The 25,053-nt window shown below is 41.9% G+C and carries 22 protein-coding genes; 13 read left to right on the forward strand and 9 right to left on the reverse strand.

What is annotated here, in order from left to right:
* The 7 genes from BC751_RS01480 to aroQ form a co-directional block, all read right to left on the reverse strand.
* On the reverse strand, positions 1–2,400 hold the full coding sequence (locus BC751_RS01480) for a TonB-dependent receptor (protein ID WP_130274001.1): 2,400 nt from the start codon (positions 2,398–2,400) through the stop codon (positions 1–3).
* 10 nt (positions 2,401–2,410) lie between these two features.
* A complete protein-coding gene (locus BC751_RS01485) occupies positions 2,411–3,886 on the reverse strand; it encodes an IPT/TIG domain-containing protein (RefSeq protein ID WP_130274002.1) in 1,476 nt (491 codons plus the stop codon).
* Positions 3,887–3,979: 93 nt separating this feature from the next.
* A complete protein-coding gene (locus tag BC751_RS01490; RefSeq protein ID WP_130274003.1) occupies positions 3,980–4,693 on the reverse strand; it encodes a tRNA1(Val) (adenine(37)-N6)-methyltransferase in 714 nt (237 codons plus the stop codon).
* Between the two features lie 23 nt (positions 4,694–4,716).
* Positions 4,717–5,184, reverse strand: a complete 468-nt coding sequence (gene rnhA / locus BC751_RS01495; protein ID WP_130274004.1) for a ribonuclease HI — start codon at positions 5,182–5,184, stop codon at positions 4,717–4,719.
* A 70-nt stretch (positions 5,185–5,254) separates the two neighbouring features.
* Positions 5,255–5,839: a MarC family protein gene (locus BC751_RS01500; protein ID WP_130274005.1), complete on the reverse strand. Its 585-nt coding sequence runs from the start codon at positions 5,837–5,839 to the stop codon at positions 5,255–5,257.
* A gap of 3 nt (positions 5,840–5,842) precedes the next feature.
* Positions 5,843–6,898 (reverse strand): aminotransferase class V-fold PLP-dependent enzyme, encoded by a 1,056-nt coding sequence (locus BC751_RS01505; RefSeq protein ID WP_130274006.1) that lies wholly within the window; start codon positions 6,896–6,898, stop codon positions 5,843–5,845.
* A 5-nt stretch (positions 6,899–6,903) separates the two neighbouring features.
* The gene (gene aroQ / locus BC751_RS01510) at positions 6,904–7,323 is read right to left on the reverse strand and encodes a type II 3-dehydroquinate dehydratase (RefSeq protein ID WP_130274007.1); all 420 of its coding nucleotides are present in this window, start codon (positions 7,321–7,323) and stop codon (positions 6,904–6,906) included.
* 124 nt (positions 7,324–7,447) lie between these two features.
* Between aroQ and xerD the strand changes: the two genes are divergently transcribed.
* The 7 genes from xerD to pyrF all read left to right on the forward strand — a co-directional run bounded on the left by xerD (position 7,448) and on the right by pyrF (position 15,074).
* Positions 7,448–8,350 (forward strand): site-specific tyrosine recombinase XerD, encoded by a 903-nt coding sequence (gene xerD, locus BC751_RS01515; RefSeq protein WP_130274008.1) that lies wholly within the window; start codon positions 7,448–7,450, stop codon positions 8,348–8,350.
* Positions 8,351–8,464: 114 nt separating this feature from the next.
* On the forward strand, positions 8,465–9,154 hold the full coding sequence (locus tag BC751_RS01520; protein WP_130274009.1) for a hypothetical protein: 690 nt from the start codon (positions 8,465–8,467) through the stop codon (positions 9,152–9,154).
* Positions 9,151–9,783, forward strand: coding sequence for a hypothetical protein (locus BC751_RS01525; protein ID WP_130274010.1), 633 nt, complete (start codon positions 9,151–9,153; stop codon positions 9,781–9,783). The genes BC751_RS01520 and BC751_RS01525 overlap by 4 nt, the downstream gene beginning before the upstream one ends.
* A 153-nt stretch (positions 9,784–9,936) precedes the next feature.
* The gene (locus BC751_RS01530; protein WP_130274011.1) at positions 9,937–10,980 is read left to right on the forward strand and encodes a quinone-dependent dihydroorotate dehydrogenase; all 1,044 of its coding nucleotides are present in this window, start codon (positions 9,937–9,939) and stop codon (positions 10,978–10,980) included.
* Between the two features lie 59 nt (positions 10,981–11,039).
* Complete coding sequence (locus BC751_RS01535; protein WP_130274012.1) at positions 11,040–13,511, forward strand: FtsK/SpoIIIE family DNA translocase; 2,472 nt, start codon at positions 11,040–11,042, stop codon at positions 13,509–13,511.
* A 42-nt stretch (positions 13,512–13,553) separates the two neighbouring features.
* Positions 13,554–14,195, forward strand: a complete 642-nt coding sequence (gene lolA1 / locus BC751_RS01540; protein WP_423191582.1) for an outer membrane lipoprotein periplasmic chaperone LolA1 — start codon at positions 13,554–13,556, stop codon at positions 14,193–14,195.
* A 63-nt stretch (positions 14,196–14,258) separates the two neighbouring features.
* Positions 14,259–15,074 (forward strand): orotidine-5'-phosphate decarboxylase, encoded by an 816-nt coding sequence (gene pyrF / locus BC751_RS01545; RefSeq protein WP_130274013.1) that lies wholly within the window; start codon positions 14,259–14,261, stop codon positions 15,072–15,074.
* Positions 15,075–15,082: 8 nt separating this feature from the next.
* Here the strand turns inward: pyrF and BC751_RS01550 are convergent, their stop codons facing one another.
* A complete protein-coding gene (locus tag BC751_RS01550) occupies positions 15,083–15,667 on the reverse strand; it encodes a response regulator transcription factor (RefSeq protein WP_165389779.1) in 585 nt (194 codons plus the stop codon).
* Between the two features lies 1 nt (position 15,668).
* A complete protein-coding gene (locus BC751_RS01555; RefSeq protein WP_130274015.1) occupies positions 15,669–17,450 on the reverse strand; it encodes a tetratricopeptide repeat protein in 1,782 nt (593 codons plus the stop codon).
* 74 nt (positions 17,451–17,524) lie between these two features.
* On the opposite strand from BC751_RS01555, the gene BC751_RS01560 reads away from it, so the two are divergent.
* From BC751_RS01560 to BC751_RS01585, 6 genes are all read left to right on the forward strand, one after another.
* Complete coding sequence (locus BC751_RS01560; RefSeq protein WP_130274016.1) at positions 17,525–18,820, forward strand: DUF2851 family protein; 1,296 nt, start codon at positions 17,525–17,527, stop codon at positions 18,818–18,820.
* Between the two features lie 54 nt (positions 18,821–18,874).
* Positions 18,875–19,513 carry an acetyltransferase gene (locus tag BC751_RS01565; protein ID WP_130274017.1) on the forward strand — a complete coding sequence of 213 codons (639 nt, stop codon included), beginning with the start codon at positions 18,875–18,877 and terminating at the stop codon, positions 19,511–19,513.
* Between the two features lie 51 nt (positions 19,514–19,564).
* Positions 19,565–20,578, forward strand: coding sequence for an oxygen-dependent tRNA uridine(34) hydroxylase TrhO (trhO, locus tag BC751_RS01570; RefSeq protein WP_130274018.1), 1,014 nt, complete (start codon positions 19,565–19,567; stop codon positions 20,576–20,578).
* Complete coding sequence (locus tag BC751_RS01575) at positions 20,541–21,410, forward strand: nucleoside phosphorylase (RefSeq protein WP_130274019.1); 870 nt, start codon at positions 20,541–20,543, stop codon at positions 21,408–21,410. Before trhO ends, BC751_RS01575 begins: the two co-directional genes overlap by 38 nt.
* 358 nt (positions 21,411–21,768) lie before the next feature.
* Complete coding sequence (locus BC751_RS01580) at positions 21,769–24,204, forward strand: TonB-dependent receptor (protein WP_130274020.1); 2,436 nt, start codon at positions 21,769–21,771, stop codon at positions 24,202–24,204.
* Between the two features lie 94 nt (positions 24,205–24,298).
* Positions 24,299–25,021, forward strand: a complete 723-nt coding sequence (locus tag BC751_RS01585; RefSeq protein ID WP_130274021.1) for a DNA alkylation repair protein — start codon at positions 24,299–24,301, stop codon at positions 25,019–25,021.
* Positions 25,022–25,053 lie beyond the last annotated feature (32 nt).

Consider the following 25,053-nt stretch of genomic DNA (forward strand, 5'->3'; position numbering starts at 1 on the left):
CTAAAATTTTAAAGCATAACTCAATGTTGGAAGCGGAACTCCTAAAATGGCTAAGCGGTAAGCTTGCGGTGGAGAACCTGGCTGATCTGCAAAGAATATGGAAAATGGATTTTTTCGCCCATAAACATTCATGACTGAAAAAGTCCAGTCACCATCAAAGAATTTCCCTTCACCCTGAAACTTGAAATTCAAAGAAAGATCCAACCTATGGAAATCAGGTATTCTTTGGAGATTCCTTTGATTGAAGTAAGCCAATGAGTTTCCCGCAAAGTCAAACTTAGCCTCCGGGAAGGTAACTGGACGGCCCGTGCTGTAAGAAAAAGTTCCTGACAAGGAAGTAAAAGAGCTTAATTTATAATTACCGATCAAAGTCAGGTCATGGGGCTTATCAAAATTGGCAGGAAACCAGTTCCCATCATTGATAATTTCCTCTTCAAATGGAGTAATGACCCTCCTCAAAGCCCTGGAATAGGTATAACTCGCCCATCCCGTCAATCTTCCCAGATTCTTTTTTGCATAAATTTCTAAGCCGTAGGCTTGACCTTGTCCGGGAATAATTTCAGTCTCTAAATGGTTTTGCAAAAGTAACCTTGCCCCATCTTTATATTCCACCACATTTTGAATGTCTTTGTAATACACTTCAACCGATGTCTCAAAAATATTACCCTTGAAGTTTTTATAGATTCCTAGGGAATACTGATCCACAATCTGCGGTCTTAGGAATTGGTCACTCAGTTTCCAAACATCCGTAGGAGCAATAGTAGCAGTATTGGAAATCAAATGAATAAACTGGTACATTTTATTGTATCCGGCTTTGATAGAGGTTTTGCTATCCAAAGAATACCTCATGGAGACACGAGGTCCCCAACCATCATAGGATTGGATCACCTCACCATCCGAGTAGGATCTTTCACTTATCACGTTTCCAGCGTCTAATGGAAGGTTTTCGCGGTATTCCCTTACTGTCCTTGGTCCATAATATTGGTAAAGGTCATACCGTAGTCCATACGAAAACCCGAACTTTTCGCCTATTTCCAGTTCGTGCTGGAAAAAGAGCCCACTTTCCCTTCCGTACTCATTCTGAACTTTCTGAGGAAGCACGCTGGATTCCCCATTGGGATCAGGGATCAATTCCCCTGGCTGTATGGTAATATTTTTAGTATCCCCTCCTACATTAATCCTATTCCTTTCTCCCAACTTATAAGTGAAATTAAAGCGTACACCGGTGTCCACAATACCGGACTTAAGGTCAAAATTATTGATGCCGGATTGATTGAAAATGGAAAAATCATAAAGGGTATAAAAACCAATCAGGTCGACACTGGCCCTCTCTCCAAAATTGCCCTTATATTGGACAGAGTGGCTTTGGTTTGTCCAGGAAATAGTGGTATCCGATGCCAGGGCAAAATCATCGTAGCTTCTGTAAAAGCTGTAAGTTAGGTTATGGTTTTCATTGATTTCACCATATAGAATGGCATTGACATCATTGAAATTTGCCTGACTGGTCCTTAGCTCCGGATTTTTCAAAGAATTAAGCAACCAATTGATGTAAGACCCACGGAATCCCACCTGGGCAGACAAAACATCTTTTACAATAGGCCCGTTGATGGAGGCTTTTCCCGATACAGTTCCCACCATCATATCACCACCCCATCGGGTCAAGCTGCCTGATTTTGGGGCAATATCAAGAATGGAAGAACCCCTACCTCCAAATCTACTGGGGATGATTGCCTTATAAAGGGTAAAGTCATTGACAATATCCGGATTGAAGGCAGTAAATAAACCAAACATGTGGGAAGGGTTATATACGGGTGCACCGGCAAACATGATCAGGTTTTGGTCAGCCCCTCCTCCGCGGACATTCAATCCGGAAGAGGCTTCTCCGACCTGGCTTACCCCAGGTAAGGTCGCAATGGAACGGATGATATCTACCTCTCCCAAAAATGGAGGCAATTCCTTCAAAGTATTCATACTGATGCTGATTGCTCCCATATCCGTACTCCGGATATTTTTCTCAGGATCTCTTCCGAAAATAACTACGTCATCCAAAGTGAAATCTTCCTGGATCATGGTGAGGTTGATCCTTCCCTCTCCTACTGCAACAATAGGGTAGATTACTGTCTCGTATCCTACATACCTGAATTCCAAGGTATATTCAGCTCTATCCAGGACAAGAAAGAAATTCCCATTGGCATTCGTGATCTCTGTTTTATTGGTTTCCCGCACGGTGACCGTAGCTCCTACCAAAGCTTCCCCTGTGATCTGATCGGTGATCCTACCGGAAATCCGCAGGTTTTTTAGCTCCCCTATATCACGGCCCACTACTGTTCTGGTTTGGGAATATACCAAACCGGTAAAACAGAGGGTAAAAAATAGCATCAAGAGTATATGTTTCTTCATAATCATTCTTTTAAAAACCTAAAGGATCGAAAACCCAGAATTCGGACGGGACTCCCTGAATCTGTAATTCGGCACTTCTGAGTACATAAATCAACCCATCATGCACATAAGTAGCTTCGTTTCTGAATGTCGTGGAGCCACCAAAATCATTTTTCCTTATCCACTCAAAATTATTCAGGTCCAGTTCCCACATCTGAACCGACCTGTTTCCAAGACCAACATAAGCTTTCTGTCCCACTACTGCTCCGATGCCTGTGCCATTACCAATTTCTCCGGGATAAACACCAACAGTCTCCCAGCTATTGGACGTGGTATTGTAGGCTACTAATTCCCGGTTGTCGGGATTGATAATGAATTGTCTGTCTTGATAGGTAAAGCTGATCAAATTCCTATTGATTGCAAATGGAGCCTGGCCCAATAAGTTCCAGGTTTGGCTGCTAGGATTGTAGCGGTATACCAAGGAAGCAGATGTAAAAGTGGGCGGTTCTACACTGCCGATCACATAAAGTTGATTATTGATTTCAAAGGCAAGACCATTTACTGTGAAAAAAGGTAAATCAGGCAGCTTAACAAATGTCCCGTTTTGGAGTCTGAAAAAATCCCTGGAAAATTCAGGAAAGGCTACTGAGGTCCTTCCTCCTCCAAAATACGTCTTGCTGGTGAACCCTCTCCAGATAGATTGTGCGGGAACTGAGATTTGTTCCCAATTGGTACTGCCCACTTGGTACCTCCACATGGTCTGATTGATGGTCTGACTACGGTCTGAGCCTAATCCTACATAGAAAAGATTTCCTTCCTGCAAATAAACACCATCCTGGATCCTAATGGATGAAGGAAAATTAGCCAATTGGTTGAATTTCCCGGTTGTATACCTATATATATTGTCAAATACCAATTCTCTGGACTGACTTACTACTCTTATATTGACATCGGGCTGAGAACCCACAGGAGGAACCCTTACCTGCATCCTGGAATCAAAATCAATAGAAATTACCTGAGCCTTGGATGTCCCAAAGAAAACCTCTGTATCTGAGGTGAAATTTTTACCGTTAATGGTCACTATGGTCCCCACCGGTCCATTATTGGGAGAAAAGTCAAAAATCTCAGGGGTAAGGGTTTCAAATGGAATAATGTTTCCAAAAATCTGTTCTCCTCCTATCACAACAAAGGATTTGACAAAATACCTCCTTCCCAACCTTAAGCCCATGGCCTCACCTATAAATCTTCCCGGGGCCTCCCTCTCTCCCAATGAAATGATTATGGGCTGGGAAAAAGCCTCGTTTTCAGAGATATAAAAACCATGGTCCGTAGCATTGATATTCCTTGTGGTAATTATCCTTCCCGACACTCTGATTTTTTCTCCGCTGACAAAAAGAATATCCTCAGTTACCAGAGAAGGGCTTACTTCAATTTCTTCCTCGCAGGATGAAAAAAAGACCACAAGAAAAGTCAACAACAAAAAAACACCAACAAAACTTCTATTCATTACACCTAATAGTTTAAAGCGGGTTTAAATTTAACCGAAATATCCTTCAAAAAAAACGCATAAAAAGATTTGGACGGAATTTTAACCTATGGTTCAGAAAATCAACAGAAATTCCGTCAATAGTCTGGAATAGCCCAAGGAATATGCACCGTTTTCATCTTTAATGATCAATTCTTCTGTACGCTTTTCTACGGATTGAAGAGAAAAAACCTGGACTTCCCTATGCGGTTGCTTGGAGGGCCTGTCTTTTACCACTAGCCGCCATTCAGGAAACATGTTTTTCACTTTGGCCTTTTCCTCCAGAACTCTCATTTCCTTTGGGGGTAAAATCACCCAAAATTTGCCCTTTTCCTCCAACAGCCTTTGAACTCCCTCAATCAGATCATCAAAAGGCAGGCTATCATTATGCATGGCAAGGTTCCTCTTGGTATCCATAGATTTGAGATGATTGGGAAAATAGGGAGGATTGCTGACAATCAGACCAAACTTTTGGTTGGAATTTCTTGAAAAGGACTGAAAGTCCTGATGCAAAAAAGTTATCCTCTCCTTCCATGGACTACTATTGGCATTTTCAAGGGCCTGACCAATGGTATCTTTATCCAATTCTACCCCTGTGATGTTCAAATTTCCGAAACGTTGAGCCATCATCAGGGACACAACTCCCGTTCCCACACCAATTTCCAGCATAGTCTTCGCATTCCCATCCCCTGCCAATGCTCCCAAGATGACCCCATCTGTACCCACTTTCATGGCACACCGGTCTTGGTGAACTCCAAACTGTTTGAATTGGAAGTAAGATTTAGACATGGCTATTTTAAAATGAGCAAAAACTAAAATAAGGTCCCGTCATTTTGACTTTCATAAGCCACATCCGGTGGCAGGTTGGGTTTTTCAGCTGCAGCTACCGCCAATTGGTCACAGCGCTCATTTTCAGGATGACCGGCATGGCCTTTTACCCAAATCAATTTGGGTTTATATTTCATGTGCAGAGGAATGTATTGTTTCCAAAGATCAGGGTTCTTTTTGTCCTTGAAACCTTTTTTTTGCCAGGACCACAACCAACCTTTTTCAACTGCATCTACCACATATTTACTATCGGAATAAATTGTCACAGGGATTCCTGTCACTTTGATTTCCTGCAATGCCCTAATGACTGCCAAGAGTTCCATGCGGTTGTTGGTCGTCATCCGGAATCCTTCCGAAAGCTCCTTTCTATGCTGCTTGTACTGAAGGATAGCCCCATAGCCACCCGGACCCGGATTACCTTTGGCTGCCCCATCTGTATGAATGATAATCATGGCACAAAGAAAAAAGATTCCTGAACAAGTCGCTTATACCTGTCCAGGAGTCTTATGATATGGTAATATTTTAGAAAATCTCAGAACTACTCAAAGCAGTCTTGAAAATCTTGATAGCAATCGATAAAAGGATAATCCCAAAAATCCTTCTCAGGACATCCAATCCAGTCTTTCCAAGTTTCCTCTCCAGCCAGTTGGTACTTTTCAATACCAAATACACAATCCCAAGATTAATAATGATACCTATGGCGATATTTAATTGACTATACTCTGATTTCAGGGTCAGAATAGTGGTCAGTGTACCTGCACCGGCAATCAGCGGAAATGCAATCGGCACGATTGATGCAGAGGTGGTGGAAGCCTCAGGGTCCGGCTTGAACAACTCGATCCCCAAAATCATTTCAGCCCCTAATGCAAAGATGATCAGCGCACCTGCAATGGCAAAATCCTCTACCCCAATACCAAAAAGGGATAAAATGGATTTTCCCACCAACAGAAACAACAGCATCAGAACCCCTGCCGCTATGGTGGCTTTTCCGGATTGTACATGCCCCACCTTTTTTCTTAGATTGATAATAATAGGAATGGATCCAAGAATATCGATCACAGAAAACAAAATCAAGGTAACCGAGAAAATCTCTTTAAAGTCAAACATGGCTTAATACTTTTTAAGAAAATCCATCAATTTTTCCAGCTCCTGATCTGTAAAGGCAGGAAAATTGGCAATCCTAAAACTGGTGGGCTTTAATGGCCCGTAGCCACTTCCAAGCTGCATACCTTCTTTCTCTGCGCTTTTTTTGATTTCAGATATAAATTCTTCCTTTCCCGTCACAGCAAGGACTGTACTGCTCCGGGCATCGGGATTTTGGATCAAAAGTCTCAATTTGGAGGTATGCGCAATAGTATCCTCCAGTTTTCTCATACGCTCCTTGGTCCTTTTATCCACATGCTGGATTTCGGGCATATCCTGCAAAACCCTGTACAAAAGGTAGATCCCAAGTACATTTGGGGTATAATGGGTCTGGTAATTTTGGGCGTTCTCCAGCATAAAATTCAGGCTGTTGTACCGGCCCTTTTCACCCTTATCCTTGGTTTTGGCGATGGCCTTTTGAGAAACCAACAAAATCCCCAATCCGGCAGGAAGTCCGAAGCATTTTTGTACAGAGGCATACCAGATATCCGCCAGGGTAAAATCCAACTCGATCCCTCCCATGGAAGAAGTGGTATCCACAGCAATCATTTTTTCGGGAAACTTCTTTGCAATGGCTGCTATCGTCTCATTGGTCACTTGAGTGGCATTGGAAGTTTCGTTTTGGGTAATGGCGATCAGATCGAATTCATCACCTATAATCAATCCCTCCACATCAATGGTTTCTTCGGCATCCAGTTTATGCGCAAAGGATTTCGGCTCAATATATTTAGCATAGTCATACCATTTTTTCCCAAATGAACCGGAAAAAATATGATAACTCGCTGATTGTACAATAGATTGGGTAATGATCTCCCAATTTTCAGTAGCAGAAGAAGTAAATAAGAGCCTAAATCCTTCCGGCATATGCAGTTTTTCACGCATCAAAGTCTCTGTTTCCTGGTACAGGTTCATAAAGACAGCAGAGCGGTGGTTGGCACTGATTATGCCTTGTTGATAAGCATCCAATAGGTACTGGGGCAGTTTATCGTAAACCTTAGAAGGCCCCGGCGCAAATGTTATCATGGTAATTAACGGTTGAGAAAGTACAAAATACCCAATTCATAGCCTCTGAGGCCCAATCCAGAGATCATCCCTACACATTCCTTTGAAATGATGCTTTTGTGTCTGAATTCCTCTCTTTTGTAAATATTCGAAATATGGACTTCCAGTACAGGAGTTTTTACCCCTGCAATGGCATCAGAAATCGCAACGGAAGTATGGGTATAGCCTCCTGCGTTTAAGAGAATGGCATCATAGCTGAATCCCACTTCATGGATTTTATTGATGAGCTCGCCTTCGACATTGCTCTGAAAGTAACTGAGCTGCACCTCGGGAAAGCGCGACTTTAGCTGCTGAAAATAGTCCTCAAAGGAGGTGCTACCGTAAATTTCCGGTTCCCTCTTACCCAGCAAATTAAGATTGGGGCCGTTGATGATGATGATTTTCAAAATTTATTCTGGTTGGTGGTTTCGAGGCATAAATTTAAGCAAGCTTTTGGTTTGAATACCGAAATTCGTGAATTATCTGAACAGGAAGCTTAAATTTGAAAATTCAAAGAACCCTAACAATTTCATGAGCAGCTGGTCAAGCCAAATCCGTCAATTTCAGCATTACCTGAAACTCGAAAGGTCTCTCAGTGAAAATTCCATTTTGGCCTATCAACAGGATATGGATAAGCTAAGCCGCTTCATGGAAAAAAACTTTCCCCAGGTAGGCCCTACAGAAGTACAATTACAGCACCTGAGGTATTTTGTCAATGGCTTGGCGGAACTGGAAATCTCCGAATATACGCAGGCACGGATCATCTCGGGCATCAAAGCCTTTTATAAATTTTTGGTCTATGAAGACCGCATTTCCGAAGATCCTGCCCAATTATTGGAAGCTCCCAAACTTGGGAGGAAGTTACCGGACACGCTGAGCTACCATGAAATTACCCAAATCCTGGAAAGCATCCCTTTGGGAGAGCCTGAAGGCCATAGGAACAGGGCCATGTTGGAAATCCTCTACAGTTCCGGATTGCGGGTATCGGAGCTGATTGACCTTAAAATCGGCAATATATATGAGGATGTAGGTTTTTTGAGGTTAATCGGGAAAGGGAATAAGGAGCGGCTCGTTCCCATTGGAAGGGATGCATTGAAATACCTGAAAATCTACTTGGAAGAATTCAGGAGGGATATACAGACAGCCAAGGGACATGAACAGTTTGTGTTTTTAAACAGAAGGGGGAAAAAACTTTCCCGAGTCATGGTTTTTTTGATCATCAAAAAACAAGTGGAAGCCATTGGCCTCAAAAAGAATGTCAGTCCACATACCTTCAGACATAGCTTTGCTACCCATCTGATTGAAGGTGGCGCGGACCTGAGGGCGGTTCAGGAAATGCTGGGACATGAAAGCATCACCACCACTGAGATTTATACCCACTTGGACAGGGATTACCTTAGACAAGTGCTCAATGAATTTCATCCCAGGAAATAAGGAGCAGTGAATGTCCCTGATAAAGAGTTACAGATCAAAACAAAAAACTTTTCTCAAATCAAAACTTTTAGTTATATCGGACGTTCAACCAAACACCATGCAACCTGATCTTTTATGAAAAAAGTTTTTAGCACCGTTTTTATCCTGATCTTCTGTTTTACAATAACGCCTTTCACTTTTGCCCAACTTCAAAAAGGCAATTTTATGGTTGGAGGCGGCTTAAATTATGGCATATCAAATACTGAAAGTTTTGACTTAATAGGAACTGAGTCTGAATTAAAATCAAACGTCTTTTTGCTTAAGCCAAAGCTAGGTTACTTAATTACAGACAATTTGGTGATCGGATTTGAAGGCAGTTATTCAGAATTTTGGCAAAGGGTCAATGTCCAGTCTCCTTCGGAATCGACCTCCATTACCGACATTAAAAGTATTGGAGCAGGGGCTTTTATGAGAAAGTTCTTCCCAGTTCAAGATAAATTCGCATTCTTCGGACAATTCAGTTCCGGCTACCTAAGTAGAAATCAAGAAAATTCCTTGAATCAAAATAACAGTACCCTTGATTTTGCAAGCATTTCCCGGATTTGGGACAATCGTATCAGTGCTGGCATATCCTTCTTCCCTACCCATTGGATAGCTATAGAATTACAGGTAATTCCAGTGAGTTTTGGAATAGAACGGACGGAAGCTAATGGTTCTAATACACCAGAATGGCGTACCGAAACGTCATCATCATTTTTCAATTTTGATTTGAACACTTCTTCCATTTTTATAGGCGCTAACTTTTTTATCAATAGGAAAAAATGAAAAAACTTCTACTCTTCCTGATTTTCCTGATGCTTTTCCAAAGCCTTGTCTATGCACAATTCCAAAAAGGGTCAATAATGGCAAGGGGTAATGTTGGTTATAAGACCACCCATACAGAAAGGAAAAACATCAATCCGCAATTCCCAAATTCAGATAATCGAACAGAGAATATTTGGATTTTGCTTCCCGGTTTGGGTTATTTCATAAAAGAAAACCTGGCCCTTGGTGCCCAGGGAGGTATGGGAAGAGGCACCAATAGTTATTCCGAGTCTAGAACTGTCACAAGGGATTTTTACGCAGGCATTTTTCTTAGAAAATTCCTGGTAATGGATGAAAAGTTTTCGTTCATTCTGGAAGGTTATGGGAATAGGGTCTGGGGAAGACCATTTTTTGAAAGTTCGGGTGGAATGTTCTTCGACAGCAAAGTTGATGGCTGGAATACGGGAATTTCCTTAGGTGTTCACTATATGCTTTCGAAAAAAATTGGCTTGGAATTAAGGTCGGGTATATTGGAGTACAATACCACAAATACCTATAACTTGATGTCGCAAACCAACATCAGTCAAAGCAGTGAATTTGACCTGAATCTCCTATCCAACTTTGGTCTTGGACTGAATTTCTTTTTTTGAATTCATCCACTTCACCAAAAGTCTTTTTATCACCCTAAAAACCCAAATCCATTATTGTGATTGAATGGAAGGTTATTTCATAAGATCCGCAAAATTATTCCCTGACTTTGCCCAAAACGCTTAATTTTGCAAGCGTCATAAACCTCTTTCATCGTGTATAAAGTCCTTATCAAGCCTATTCTTTTTCAAAAAGATCCGGAAGATGCCCATCATTTCACTTTTTCATTGATCAAAAAGACCTTTAACCTTCCTTTACTCAAACCGATAATTGAATGGTTTTTCAAATATGAAAACCCCATTTTGGAAAGGGAGGTATTTGGATTGAAATTCAAAAATCCCGTTGGCTTGGCAGCAGGATTTGATAAAGACGCCAAATTGATTGACGAAATGGCCCTCTTGGGATTTGGCTTTATCGAAATAGGAACGCTCACGCCAAAACCTCAGGAAGGCAATCCTCAGCCCCGGCTTTTCCGTCTCCCTGAAGACCAAGCCCTGATCAACCGGATGGGCTTCAACAATGGTGGAGTGGAAGAGGCCGTCAAAAGACTCAAAAAAAGAAAATCTGACATCCTCATCGGGGGAAATATCGGAAAGAATAAGGTTACACCTAATGAAAATGCAGTTTTGGACTACCTCTACTGTATGGAAATTCTTCACCCTTTTGTAGATTATTTTGTCGTCAATGTCAGTTCACCAAACACCCCCAATCTGAGAGAACTTCAGGAAAAAGAACCGCTTAAAAAGCTCTTGACAGAAGTAAAAACGGCCAACAGCAAGAAGAAAAATCCAAAACCTATTCTATTAAAAATCGCCCCAGACCTGACTGTCGGCCAATTGGATGATATCATCGAGATAGTACTGGAAACCAAAATTGACGGGGTAATTGCCACCAACACGACCATCGAAAGGGACATGCTGCAGACCCCTAAAGAAAAGGTGCAGCGCATAGGAGCAGGGGGGGTCAGTGGGAAAGTGCTTTCCAAAAGAAGCACAGAGGTGATCAGGTATTTGGCTACCCAATCCAACCATGCTTTCCCGATTATTGGAGTTGGCGGAATATTTTCAGCTCAAGATGCCATAAATAAACTGGAAGCAGGGGCATCATTGGTGCAGGTATATACAGGCATGATCTATGAAGGCCCAGGAATAGTCAAAAGTATCAAAAAAGGTTTGGCCAGATATTTGGGCAAGCAATAAAAGTAAATCCTTATATTTCGACAATCTTCCACGAGAATTAGAGACTGACCGAACACAAAATGGCTTCAGAGACACCCAGAGCAAATACTTTTAGAAAAAAGAACGACCCCAAACAAAAACCCAGTTCGAGTGGGAAAAAATGGTTTTCCATGTCCTTTACACAAGACAAAAGAATTCCATTGACATTTGGGATCATTCTGATTTCACTCTCTTTATTCATGTTTTTTGCATTTATCAGCTACCTGTTTGAAGGCAGGGCTGATCAGGATGTAGTAGTTTCTTCTGTAGATCAGGATATCAGAAGCACAGCAGAAGAGGCACGCAACTGGCTGGGATTCTTGGGTGCACAGCTTTCCCACGTCTTCATCCATAAATGGTTTGGAATTGCTTCTTTCTTATTGCCGCCCTTCCTGTTTATTCTTGGGTTCAAGATGGCATTTAAAAAGAAGATTTTCTCCCTGTCCCGGTATGCTACTTTTGCCCTGTTCTTTACCTTTTGGCTTTGTCTGCTTACCGGATATCTGGTCCAAAAATCTGATGGATACCATGTTTTAGGGGATTTGAGCGGGGGATTTGGCATCGAACTGGGTGTTTTGGCAGACAATTTTCTCGGCTGGGGAACATTTATATTGATTGTCGTCTCTCTGCTTATTTTCATAGTCTTTTATTTCAATATTGATCAGTTCAATTGGTTTACTTCCAGCCAAAAAGAGGAATCAGAACCTGCTACAGGGGAAGCCCAATTAAAGAAATCACCTTTTGCAGCCGATACCGATGAAATAGAGGATGAACAGGATGAGATGGGTTTGACAGAGGAGGAAGCCGAAGATGATGGAAGTTCTTGGACCATTTCTTCAGAGGAAAAAACCAAGAAATCACCGGTACCTTCACCTGTTTTCAATGTGGAAGAATCAAAGGTAGAAGAGCTTGTTCCTGCCGAAACCTCATCAAAAGCCGATGAAAAAAGATTTTCAGTAATCACAGGAGAAGGAGAGGAAAAAACTGCAGATCAAGTGGAAAATCTGGATCCTTACGATCCTACCTTGGATCTTCCCAAATACCAATATCCAACTTTGGACTTATTGAATGAGTATGACTTCCAAAAGGTCACCGTCTCCAGACAGGAATTGGAAGAAAATAAGAACAAGATCGTAGAGACCTTGGTCAACTTCAAAATCGGCATTCAGGAAATCAAAGCCACGATTGGCCCCACAGTTACCTTATATGAGATTGTACCTGATCCGGGGGTAAAAATCTCCAAAATCAAAAACCTGGAAGATGATATTGCCCTTAATCTGGCGGCTCTAGGTATAAGGATCATCGCTCCCATGCCGGGCAAAGGGACCATTGGTATTGAAGTTCCCAATAAAAACCGGGAACTGGTCCCTGCCAAAGCGGTGCTGGGTACAGAGAAATTCATGAAGAGTGACAAGGATCTGCCTGTGGCATTGGGAAAAACCATTTCCAATGAAGTGTTCGTCATAGACCTGGCCAAAATGCCCCACCTGCTCATGGCCGGTGCCACCGGTCAGGGTAAATCTGTGGGATTGAACATGATCCTAGCCTCCTTGGTCTATAAAAAACATCCTGCACAGCTAAAGTTTGTCCTGGTGGATCCCAAAAAGGTGGAACTTACCCTTTTCAATAAAATTGAACGCCACTTCCTGGCCAAATTGCCCGGTTCGGAGGAGGCGATTATCACCGATACCAAAAAAGTAATCTATACGCTGAACTCCCTTTGTATAGAGATGGACAACCGGTACAACCTGCTCAAAGATGCGGGCTGTAGAAACCTCAAAGAATACAATGCCAAGTTTATCGCGCGTAAACTGAATCCCGAGAAAGGCCATAAATTCATGCCTTATATCGTATTGGTAATCGATGAATTGGCAGATTTGATGATGACGGCGGGCAAAGAAATTGAAGCACCAATAGCCCGTCTGGCACAGTTGGCCAGGGCTATCGGGATCCACTTGGTGGTAGCTACGCAAAGGCCTTCCGTCAATGTGATTACCGGTATCATCAAGGCCAATTTTCCGGCCAGGTTATCATTCCGGGTGACTTCCAAAATAGACAGCCGTACGATTTTGGATTCAGGAGGAGCAGAACAATTGATCGGTATGGGGGACATGCTCCTTTCTCAAGGCTCGGATGTCACCCGCTTGCAGTGTGCCTTTCTGGACACGCCGGAAGTAGATGCTATCTGCGATTGGATAGGTGAACAAAAAGGCTACCCAGATGCTTATTTATTGCCAGAATTTGAAGGAGAAGAGGGAGATAGCGGCATTGCTGATATTGACCTGGCAGATAGGGATCCTTTGTTTGATGAAGCCGCAAGGCTGATCGTCCTCCACCAGCAGGGCAGTACTTCCCTGATCCAAAGAAAACTCAAACTCGGTTACAACCGGGCTGGAAGGATTGTAGATCAGCTGGAGGCGGCAGGTATTGTAGGACCATTTGAAGGAAGTAAGGCCCGGGAAGTTTTGATTCAGGATGAAGAAAGTTTGGAACGGTTATTGAACAGCTTGTAAGACCGTAATTAGATTAAAGAGAAGGATTAACTCAAAAATCAAATGTTGTTTCGAAAATTTATATGGATTGTTTGCCTTTTGGGGCTTTTCTCGCAGGCGGCCTACAGCCAAAAAGACCCAAAAGCGAAGGCTATATTGGATGGGGTAAGCCAAAAATACAAGTCCCTGAAGGGAATGAAGGCAAGCTTTGAATTTTCTGATGGTAGAATGCAACCAAGAAAAGGGGAAATTGCCATCAAAGGTGAAAAATACCGTATCAAATTACCGGATCAGGAAATTTTCAACAATGGGAAAACGGTTTGGACTTATATAGAATCTTCGGGCTATAAAGAAGTAACCATCAACAATGCCAGTGATATGGGGGATGAATTAACCCCTTCCTCTGTGTACACCATATACCAAAAAGGATACAATTACAGGTTGATCGGTGAAAGGACCGAAAACAGGGTGGTACTTCAGGAAATAGAACTCTTGGCCGAAAAATCTTCAGCTCCTTTCAAAAAAGTAATTTTGACAGTGGATAAAGAAAAGAAAGACCTCCTCGGCTGGGAAATACATGATGACCAGGGTGATGTCTTCAAATACAGGTTTACCAGCCTCAATACAAACGTGGATTTACCTGATGATCATTTTGTATTTAATCCTCAGCAATACGGCAAAGTAGAAATTATTGATCTGAGATGATTTTAATCCCGCATACCGTGCGGGATTCTTTTTTATCCCTACTTTTGAAGAAAAAACCACCAAATGAACCGAAAGCAGCTAATAAAAGAAATCCAAAAGAAAAGATCCTTTCTATGCGTAGGCCTGGATACTGACCTTTCCAAAATCCCTGGCCATCTGCTCCGGGAAAAAGACCCTGTTTTTGAATTCAACAGACAGATAATAGATGCTACGGCCGATTATGCCGTGGCCTACAAACCCAATATTGCTTTCTATGAGGCTTTGGGCCCAAAAGGATGGGAAAGTTTAAATAAAACACTAGAATATATCCCCAAAGATATTTTTACCATTGCCGATGCCAAAAGAGGAGATATAGGGAATACTTCTTCATTGTATGCCAAGGCTTTTTTTGAATCGATGGATTTTGATTCCATCACGGTAGCTCCGTACATGGGAGTGGACAGTGTAAAGCCATTCCTTGAATTCGAGGGCAAATGGGTAATTCTATTGGCCTTGACCTCGAATGAAGGAAGCAAAGATTTCCAGCTATTCGGTGCTGCCAATGGCAAACCACTTTTTCAGGAGGTCCTGGAAAAAAGCTCCCAATGGGGCAGTCCCGAAAACATGATGTATGTGGTTGGCGCTACCAGAGGTGAAAAAATCGGAGAAGTAAGAAAAATTGTTCCTGACCACTTCTTCTTGGTGCCAGGAGTCGGAGCTCAAGGAGGAAGCCTGGAAGAAGTGGCCAAATACGGAATGAACAGGGAATGCGGATTGTTGGTAAACTCCTCAAGAGGAATCATTTACGCAGGAAGTGACCATAATTTTGCCCAAGCAGCAAGAAACGAGGCAGGAAAACTTCAGCAAGAAATGGAAGCCCTTCTGGATATGTATTTATAAGACAACCCTTAGATCCATTTGTTTTTAAACGCCACAGCCACCACATCCAGATTACTGTGCACCTCCATTTTTCTTCTGATATTTTTGGTATGAGTGGTCACGGTATGGTAGCTTAGATTGAGCACATCAGCTATTTCATGCATGGTTTTGCCATCAGCAAGCTGCCTGATTATCTCGAGTTCCCGGGAAGAAAGAAAGTCAGGAGAATTCGCTGATGGACCTGTCTTGGCAGTAGCCAGTTGAAGGGTTGCTTTTAACTGATTGGCATTAAAAGGTTTGACCAAATATTGGCTATTGGGTAATTCCAAAGACCTATTGATGGTTTTCTCGTCATGATAGGCTGTCAAAAACACCACCTGGCAGGATTGGATTTTGTAAAGCTCTTTCATCAAGTCAATACCATCCTGTTCTGCATGGAGATTGACATCACAGATGACAATGGAAGGAAGGTGTTGGAAATAAAGATCTTTTGCTTCCCAGGGATTGCCTGCTGACCCAACAACCGTATATCCCAATAACTGAACCGTTTCCTCAATGTCAAGGGCAACCAAAAGTTCATCTTCAATGATAAGGACACGCTGTGGATAGGCCATCTTATTTCCTGTTAAATTCAAATACATATTCCAAGCCTTGGGAATTATTGGTTTCAAGCTTGGAGTTAAGTTGCTTTATCAATGTGGTGACAAGCTTCAGACCAAAGGAAGGACTCATTTCAGGTTGGACTTCTTTTGGAAGCCCAATACCATTATCCTTCATACGAAATATTACTTTGTTGTCTTTTTCCTTCATCTCCACCATGAGCTGTGCGTATTCTTTGTTTTCGAAAGCATATTTGAAGGCATTTGAAGCCAATTCATTGACTATCAATCCCAGCGGAACTGCCTGATCAAGATCAAAAACCGGATTTTCAAGTTGGATGTCATTGCTAACCGCATCTACCGGAAACCCATAACTGACAGCAAGACTACGTGTCAAAAAGTCCATATATTGCCGCATATCCAGACCTGAAAAATCATCTTCCATGTACAGGTTTTTGTGGATCAATGCCATGGCTTCCAATCTGCTCTGCCCTTCCATGATGGCCTGCTTTGTACCTTCATCTTCTACCCTGTTGTATTGTAAACTCAATAGGCTATTGACTATCTGAAGGTTGTTTTTTACCCTGTGATGAAGCTCCCGGATCAGGGTTTCAATTCTTTGGTTTTTCTTGGCAAGCTCATCGGAAGTTTTCTTCCTGACCTTCATCAGATACAAGGCCGACAGCAATAATCCGATCAACAAGAAAAGCAGCACTGTCCCAAATGTCAACTGGATGTTTCTTTTTGAAAGCAGGGCCGCCTGAACCGCCTCTTGTTGTCTCAGCGATGTGATTTCCTGCTCCTTTTGTACCACATTGAATTCTTCCTGCAATTCAGCCAAATCCCGGCTATACGTTTCTTTTAGCAACTTTTCCTGAAGTTCCACATATCTTTCCAGGTAATGCATCGCCTTTTCCGCCTGCCCCAATTCTTTGTGAACTTCATAAAGCAATTGATTGGCAAGCGCTTCATCTTCAGGAAAACTTTCCTTTTCCGCCAAGGACAATACCCTTTCCCCTTCCCTAACTGCTTCCAAATATTGCTTCTGTAACAGATAAAGTTTGCCGAGGTTAAGCCTGTTCATAGACTCTTGGTAAGTAGAACCTAAGCTGAGATTGATTTCCAAGGCCTGATCAAATGCAGATTTAGCCTTTTTAAATTCTTCCTGTTCCAGGTAAGAAAGACCTAAATTGTTCAGGATATTGGCTTTATCTAATTTTTCCGATTTCTTTTCAGCCAAATCCAGCCCTCTTTGGAAAAAATCCATAGCCTGCTTATAGTTCCCTTGCCGTTTGTAAATAAGCCCGATATTATTCAGTGTTTTAATATACATGACCGTATCCTTCATTTCCTCAAAATTCAGAAGGATTTTCTGGTAGTAAGCCTCAGCCTGCTCGAGTTGATTTTGGGACATGTAAATCGAAGCCATATTACCAAACAACCGAATCATGCTTTGCATATCCCTTGCTGCCTCCGCATAATTCAGGGCCTGCAAATAGGTTTTCAGAGCTAAATTTGTTTTTCCGGTCCGTTGAAGCACCACCCCTTTATTTTTAATCAATAAACCCATCCTTCTCACATTCTCCGCTTTTTCGGCAAAAAGGATGGCGGTATCCAAGTATTTCAAGGCCAGGTCGATGTCCTTTTCAAAATATTCGATAAAAATATTGTTGTAAATGGCCGAATATACCGTGTCATGATGAGGCTTGGATTTTTCAGCAAAAAGGCTGTCTAAAGTAGGGTTTTGTGCCCACATCAGCTGTGGCATAAAAAAGAAAATCAGGTACAAGTATTTCATTCGTGTCTATTTTGCGTTAAATTAAGTCCTTATTTATGAATCTATGGATTTAATTTTTAAACGGACTTTTGGTTATGGATTTTCAGGAAAATTTTCTTCAAACGGTCTGGAAGTATCAATATTTTGACAAAAAAAATCTACAGACCACAACTGGGCAAAACTTGGAGGTAAAAAAAATCGGCTTTCATAATTTTCATGAAGGCCCGGATTTTCTGGAAGCACACCTCAAGATTGGAAATTTGGATTACCATGGACATGTAGAAATCCACAGGAATGCATCTGACTGGAATCACCATGCACACAGTCAGGACGACAAGTACAATTCGGTAATCCTGCATGTAGTTTTCAACCATGATGTACCCATTTTTCATAGGGATGGCAGCCCTATTCCCACCTTGGAATTAAAAGGTAAAATCTGGCTGGATGTCATCCGGAATTATGAGAGATTAACCTTGAACAAAGGAGAAATACTTTGTGGCGACAGCATAGGATCAGTACCTCAGATCATAAAATTTTCCATGCTGGAGAAGGCTTTGGTAGAAAGAATGGAACTCAAATCTCAAAAAGTACTGGAAATCCTTCAGAAAACCGGAATGGATTGGGAAGAGACGGCTTACCGATGGATGTTGAATTGCTTTGGGTTCAAAACCAATTCCGATTCCATGCTGATTCTTGCTGAATCTTTACCATTCAAAATCCTCCAAAAGCAGGGCAGCAAGTTCATGGTTTTGGAAGCCCTCTTATTGGGTCAGGCAGGACTATTATATGATGCAAGTAGGGATGAAAGGACAATTTTCTTAAAGTCTGAATATGATTTTTATCAGAAAAAATATGGGCTAAAGTCCAACTTGAACTATCATGATTGGAAATTTATGGGGGTCCGCCCGGGCAATTTTCCCTACCAAAGGATTGCCCAACTCGCCCAGATCATCGCTAAAAACCCTTCTTTGTTTTCCACTATTTTGGATGCCTCCCAAGGTCTCGGAAAGTTCAAGGAAATCTTTACCATTGAGGTGGCCCCATATTGGCAACAACATACCCGACCAGGCATATCTTCCAAAAGAAAATTAGCCGCATCCTTAAGCAAGGACACCATTAATCTATTGATTATCAATTTAATCACACCACTATGGTATGCGTATGGACAATACCTCAATGATCCGGATTGGAAAGAGAAATGTTTCGAATTGCTTCAAGAAATCCCTTCGGAAAATAACTTTATAATCAGAAAGTTTGCCCAAATTGGATGGCCTGCAGACAATGCCTTTGACAGTCAGGGCATGATAGGGCTTTACCGTCAATATTGTAAAACCAAACGCTGCCTGGATTGTAAAATTGGACAGTCTCTGCTGAAGCCTACCAAAAGATGACTTTTGCTTTAAACCCCGATTTGCCGTACTTTTGCCATCCAATTTACTATGAACATGGACAAACCGGTAATCATTCTTGGTGCAAAGGGAATTGCCCATCCAGCTTTGGAAATCTTCAACAGCAACCAGATCATTGTTTATGGTTTTCTGGAAGAGGATGAAAAGCTTCACGGCAATGAAATCAATGTGGTACCCGTTTTAGGGCATCCTGAGGACGACGGTTACCTGAAATTGATCGGCAAAAAATGCGAGGCATTTGTAGCGGTTGATGACAACAAATACAGAAAATTTCTGGTAGAACTGCTCAATGAGAGAAGAAAAGTACAGCCTGTCAATGCCGTGCACGAAAGGGCTTATATTTCAACGGATGCAGCCATTGGTCATGGCAACTTCATCAATGCCAACAGCCATATTGGTGCCGGAGCTAAGATTGGTAACCACTGCATCATTCACTCAGGAGCGATCGTTGAGCATCAGGCCGAAGTGGGAGATTTCGTTCAGTTAGGGGCCGGCTCTGTAGTCAATTCGAATGTGACCATCAAAGAAGGCGCTTTTATTGGTTCCGGTGTAGTGATCGTGTCTGGAATTACCATTGGTAAAGACGCCAGAGTTGGTGCCGGCTCTGTGGTGATTGCTGATGTCAAAGACGGTGAAACTGTTTTTGGCAACCCTGCGGCACCCATAAGAAAGTAAAATCAATTCAATAATACACCAAAACACCCTGTCGGAAACAGGGCATAAGTTATGGAAAACAACAATTACAGCATCCTGCTTTATTATTGCTATGCACAGATCGAAGATCCTGAGGCATACAGAGAAGAACACCACCTGTTCTGTATAGAAAACAATATCAGAGGCCGTATCATCATCTCGCCCGAAGGTCTGAATGGTACCGTATCCGGACTTAAGGAAGATTGTGAGAAGTACATGGCTTATGTGCATTCAGATCCAAGATTTGCCAAAACGGAATTCAAAATCGAATCCCACGACAAGCATGCCTTTGCAAAAATCCATGTGAGGGTCAAACCTGAGATTGTACACAGCAGCCTGCGCCATATTGATCCCAATGTGAAAACAGGAAAACACTTGGAACCTGAAGAATTCAAAGCTTTAAAAGATCAGGAAGACGTGGTCATTCTGGATGTCCGCTCCAATTATGAGCACGAACTCGGCAGGTTCAAGAATGCCATTACCCTGGATATTGATAATTTCAGGGATTTTCCCGAAAAGGTAAAAGAGCTTGAACACCTTAAGGATAAAAAAGTACTGACTTACTGTACTGGTGGTATCAAATGTGAAAAAGCATCTGCTTTCCTATTAGAGCAAGGCTTCAAAGATGTCTATCAGCTCCATGGCGGCATCATCAAATATGGATTAGAAGCCGGCGGGGAAGATTTTGAAGGAAAGTGTTATGTGTTTGACAACAGAATTGCCGTAGATGTCAATAAGGTAAACCCGACTGTTATTTCAACCTGCCATGTGTGTGGTACAACTTGCGACAGGATGGTCAACTGTGCCAACCCAACCTGTAATGCCCACCTTCCGATCTGTGAAAAATGCGGCTGGGAAATGGAAGGAGCCTGCTCTTCGGAATGCAAAGAGCACCCTAAAAAAAGGCCATATGATGGTACAGGATACTATCAAAAAAACACTAACGGATACAATCCTTACAAGGGTCTTTTCAGAAGACAGGATAAGGAAAAAGTAAAAAATATCATCCATGAAGAAAAGGATTCCAGAGTCAGAGCTGATCATTAATCCGGACGGAAGCATTTATCATCTCAACCTGAAGCCAGAGCACCTGGCTTCAACTGTTATTGCCGTAGGGGATCCGGAAAGGGTTCAAAAAGTCTCCCAATATTTCGACAGCATAGAATTCAAAATTTCTAAAAGGGAATTTGTCACCCATACCGGATACTATAAAGGAAAAAGAATCACCGCCATCAGTACGGGAATGGGGACGGATAATATTGAAATCTTCATGACAGAGCTGGACGCACTGGTGAATGTTGATTTCAAAACACGTTTACCCAAAGATGAACACACTTGCTTAGACATTATCCGCATAGGAACCTCAGGAAGTATGCGGAGAGAAATCCCAGCAGGTTCACTGCTGGCTTCAGCTTACGGCATTGGACTGGACACTTTGATGGCTTTTTACAAAACTGAATACAGCTCTCTCGAGGAAAGGGTCAGTAAAGCCATCCAAAAAGAACTGGACTTATCATTCCGCCCTTACTGTATTCAGGGCTCCCAAAAACTGCTGGAGCAAGTGGGTAAAGGATTGATTATTGGAAACACGGTAACCTGTCCTGGTTTCTTTGGCCCACAGGGAAGAGAAGTAAGGGTCAAACCGGCTATTCCTGATATCATCGAAAAATTGGGTACTATTGAAGTGGAAGGTTTCCAATTGACCAATTTTGAAATGGAAACTGCCGGCTATTATGCCATGGGCAGGTTATTGGGACATGAAGTAATGAGCTTAAATGCCATCATAGCCAATAGAATTACACATGAATTTTCAAATGATGCTTATGGCATTGTAGATCGCCTGATCCAGCAAACCTTGGAAAATATAGTGGGGACCTGACTCCCACTATTTTTCCAAAATTGATTTTTCCCTTCTTATTTCGCTCAGTTTTCCTTACCGCTTACATAAGTATTTGACTGCACAGACCCTGAGCAGGGCATTGGTGTATATACATTTATTTACCGGAACCATTCCCAATTATACACGTTTTTTAAAATACAAGATTATATAAATTATCCGAGACGGAATTAAATTTAATCTTTCCAATTAAAAGTTATCGAAAATGTAAAAACGGAATGTTATGTCATTTTCCGATAAAATTCACTTCCATTAAGCGGTAAAATTGAAGCGCAATGCGCTTTTTAACATATCAAATACGCCTTTCTATAGCGGTCACGAATCATAAAAAAGATTAAAAATGAAATTTCTTTTATCATATTTATACATCTTGATCCTCCTTATTTTAAGCCCAAAGCTTCAGGCCCAAACTTTTACCATAAAAGGGAAAGTAACAGACAGAGAGTCCAATCAGCCCATGGAATTTGCCAATATTGCCTTGCTGAATGTGTCGGATTCCTCACTTGTGACAGGCGGAATGAGTGATTTGGATGGTACTTTTTCATTCGAGACCGATCAAAGCGGGGATTTTTTGTTAAGGGTTGGTTTTATCGGCTATGAGAATTACTTCAGAAAAATCAACCTGGCCGACAAAGAGGTGCTGAATGTGGGGAATTTAAGGGTCAGGCCTGATGCGACTAACTTGGAAGAAGTGGTAGTGGAAGGGGTTACCTCCATGTTTGAAAGTGATATTGATAAAAGAACCTACAATGTGGAAAACAGCATTGTGGCGGAGGGAGCAACTGCGACAGAATTATTGGAAACTTTACCATCCATTCAGGTAGATGATGAAGGAGGAATTTCTATGCGGGGCAGTGGAAATATCCTGATTTACATCAATGGCCGGCCTTCTAACCTTTCCGGAGATGACGCTGAGAGTATTTTGGCCCAGTTTCCGGCCAACAGCATCAAATCTGTGGAATTGATTACCAACCCTTCCTCCAGATATGATGCCGCGGGAGTAGGTGGCATCATTAATATCATCCTTAAAAAAAATGAAAAAACAGGTTTCAATGGGCAAACCAACTTTTCTCTGGGAACCAGAGATAAATATCAAGCGGGTATTAACATGAACTACGGTACAGGTATTGCCAATATTTATGCCTCCTATAATTATCAGGACAGAAGGTTGTTCAGGGAAGGAGAAGGATTAAGGCAGTCTTTCTTGCCAAGCACTTCTGCATTTTTGGATCAGGACAATTATGGAGAAAACTTCAATGTGAATCACTTATTGAGGACGGGTATCGATTTGAATTTTACAGAAAATAAAACCTTGGGGTTCTATGTGCAGGGAAATTTCAGGGATAGAACGGCCTTTGATCAGCTTAATCAGAGAAATGAAAATAACCTACGGCAATTGGACAGTTTGTTTGTGAGAAATACAGACGACAGCAGAACAAGTTACAACATAGAAACCGGGCTTAATTACACTTGGGACATTGATACCCTAGGTCAGCGGCTGTTCAGTTCCATTTCCTACTCTTATGACAACAGGTTCCAAGAAGAAATTTACGATCAATTGTTTTTCAACCAATTCAACCAGGAAATACCCACCAATCGATTATTGCAAATCAACGAAAGACCTCAGAGCAGTCATTTTTATGTTTTACAGCTGGACTATGAAAAACCTTTTGCCAACGGCGGCAAGCTTGAGTCGGGCCTAAAAGGGACTTTCGGTGAATGGGACAGAGGCCAGGACTTTTTCCAAGGCGATGCCAGCACAGAGTTTATCCCAGTAAGAAGCGATTTGTTCAGTGATGGCTTCAATTTTAAAGAAGATGTATATGCCGCCTATTTGAGTTACCGAAATAAAATCGGGAAATTGGGCTACCAGGGTGGATTGAGAGGGGAATATACAGAAACGCGATCTATTCAAGAAAGGAACCAAAATGAGGTGATCAATAATTATTTCAATCTTTTCCCCAGCCTGTATTTTTCTTATGACTTGGGAAAAGAAGAGGAGTTTACTGCTAATTTTAGCAGAAGGATTTCCAGACCCAATATGTGGGCTTTGGCTCCCATTTTTAGGGTGTCTGATTTGTTTAATCTTTCCGTAGGGAATCCATTTCTACAACCTGAACTCACCAACAGCTATGAGGTAGGATACATGAAAGGATGGGAAAAGTACTTGCTAAACGCCACAGTGTATCATAGGTTTTCCACCAATATCCTCACCAGGGTCATCCGTCTGGATGACAATAATGTCGCCATACAGACCAGGGAAAACGCCAACAGCAGAAGTGCTACCGGTTTTGAATTGGTCAACCAAATCCAGGTAACCCAATGGTTTGATGCTACCCTTACCGGGAATGTTTTCTATTCCGAAATTATCGGAGACAATATTGAAGCAGGATTTAACAATTCCAACTTGAGTTGGACCGTTGCTTTATTAGGAAATATGGCCATCCCAAATTTTGCCACGGTGCAGATACAAGGTAACTATAGAGGTCCGATTGTATTGCCACAAGGGGAAATTGAACCCATGTGGGGCATTAATGCAGGAGTTAGAAAAAATATCATGAATAACAAGGCCACTGTGAGTCTGAATGTCAGTGATATTTTCAATACGCGGATTTTCAGAATCAGAACAGAGGACTCAAGGTTTGTTCAGGACAGGATGTTTAACAGGGAAACCAGAATCGGCACCATTTCCTTTGCCTATAGATTTGGTGGTTTTAAAGATCGGAACGGAAGAAGTAGAGATAGAGAAGAATTTGAAGAAGATATGGACTTTTAGTAAAAAGTTGCCCATTCACCCACATACCCTTTAGATGCAATATCTAAAGGGTATTTTATGAAAACAGCTTAATTTGTGATAAACATTCCATGATATGGTCCATCCACCCAAAGCAAAAGAAATCATTAAATGTTTAGAATACCTGGCAGACCCAGTCAAAGCCAAATTGCTACAGGGATATTTCAAAACCGGTAAAGGCGAATACGGTGAAGGGGACAAATTCTTGGGCGTTAAAGTCCCCGAACAGAGAAAAATCGCAGGTCAATTTTGGAGAGATGTCACTTTGGATGATCTGAAAGAACCTATACAAAACCCTTACCATGAAGTCCGCCTGACCGCCGTTTTTATCTTGGTGCAGAAGTTTCAAAAGTCAAAATCAGAGGAAGAAAAACAGGCGATTGTTGATTTTTACCTTGCCAATAAAAAATTTCTCAATAATTGGGATTTGGTGGACAGTTCTGCCCATAAAATTCTAGGGCCTTGGCTTTACGACAAAGACAGGAGTCTGCTGTATGAACTTGCCCATTCCGGACAACTCTGGGTCCAACGGATTGCGGTAATCAGCACCTTCTATTTCATTGACCATGATGACTTTTCAGACAGCCTGAAAATCGCCGAGATCCTGCTTCCCCACCCACATGACATCATCCATAAAGCAGTCGGTTGGATGATCCGTGAAATAGGCAACCGGGATTATCACACTGCACTTCAATTTCTAAGACAGCACTATAAAAACATGCCAAGGACCATGTTAAGGTTCGCCATTGAAAAATTTGAGCCTGAAACGAAGCATGTATTTTTAAAGGGAACCATTTAACCAAGACTTCCTAAGCTCCTTACTTAACTCCA

It is taken from the genome of Cecembia calidifontis (assembly GCF_004216715.1).
Taxonomy (GTDB): domain Bacteria; phylum Bacteroidota; class Bacteroidia; order Cytophagales; family Cyclobacteriaceae; genus Cecembia_A; species Cecembia_A calidifontis.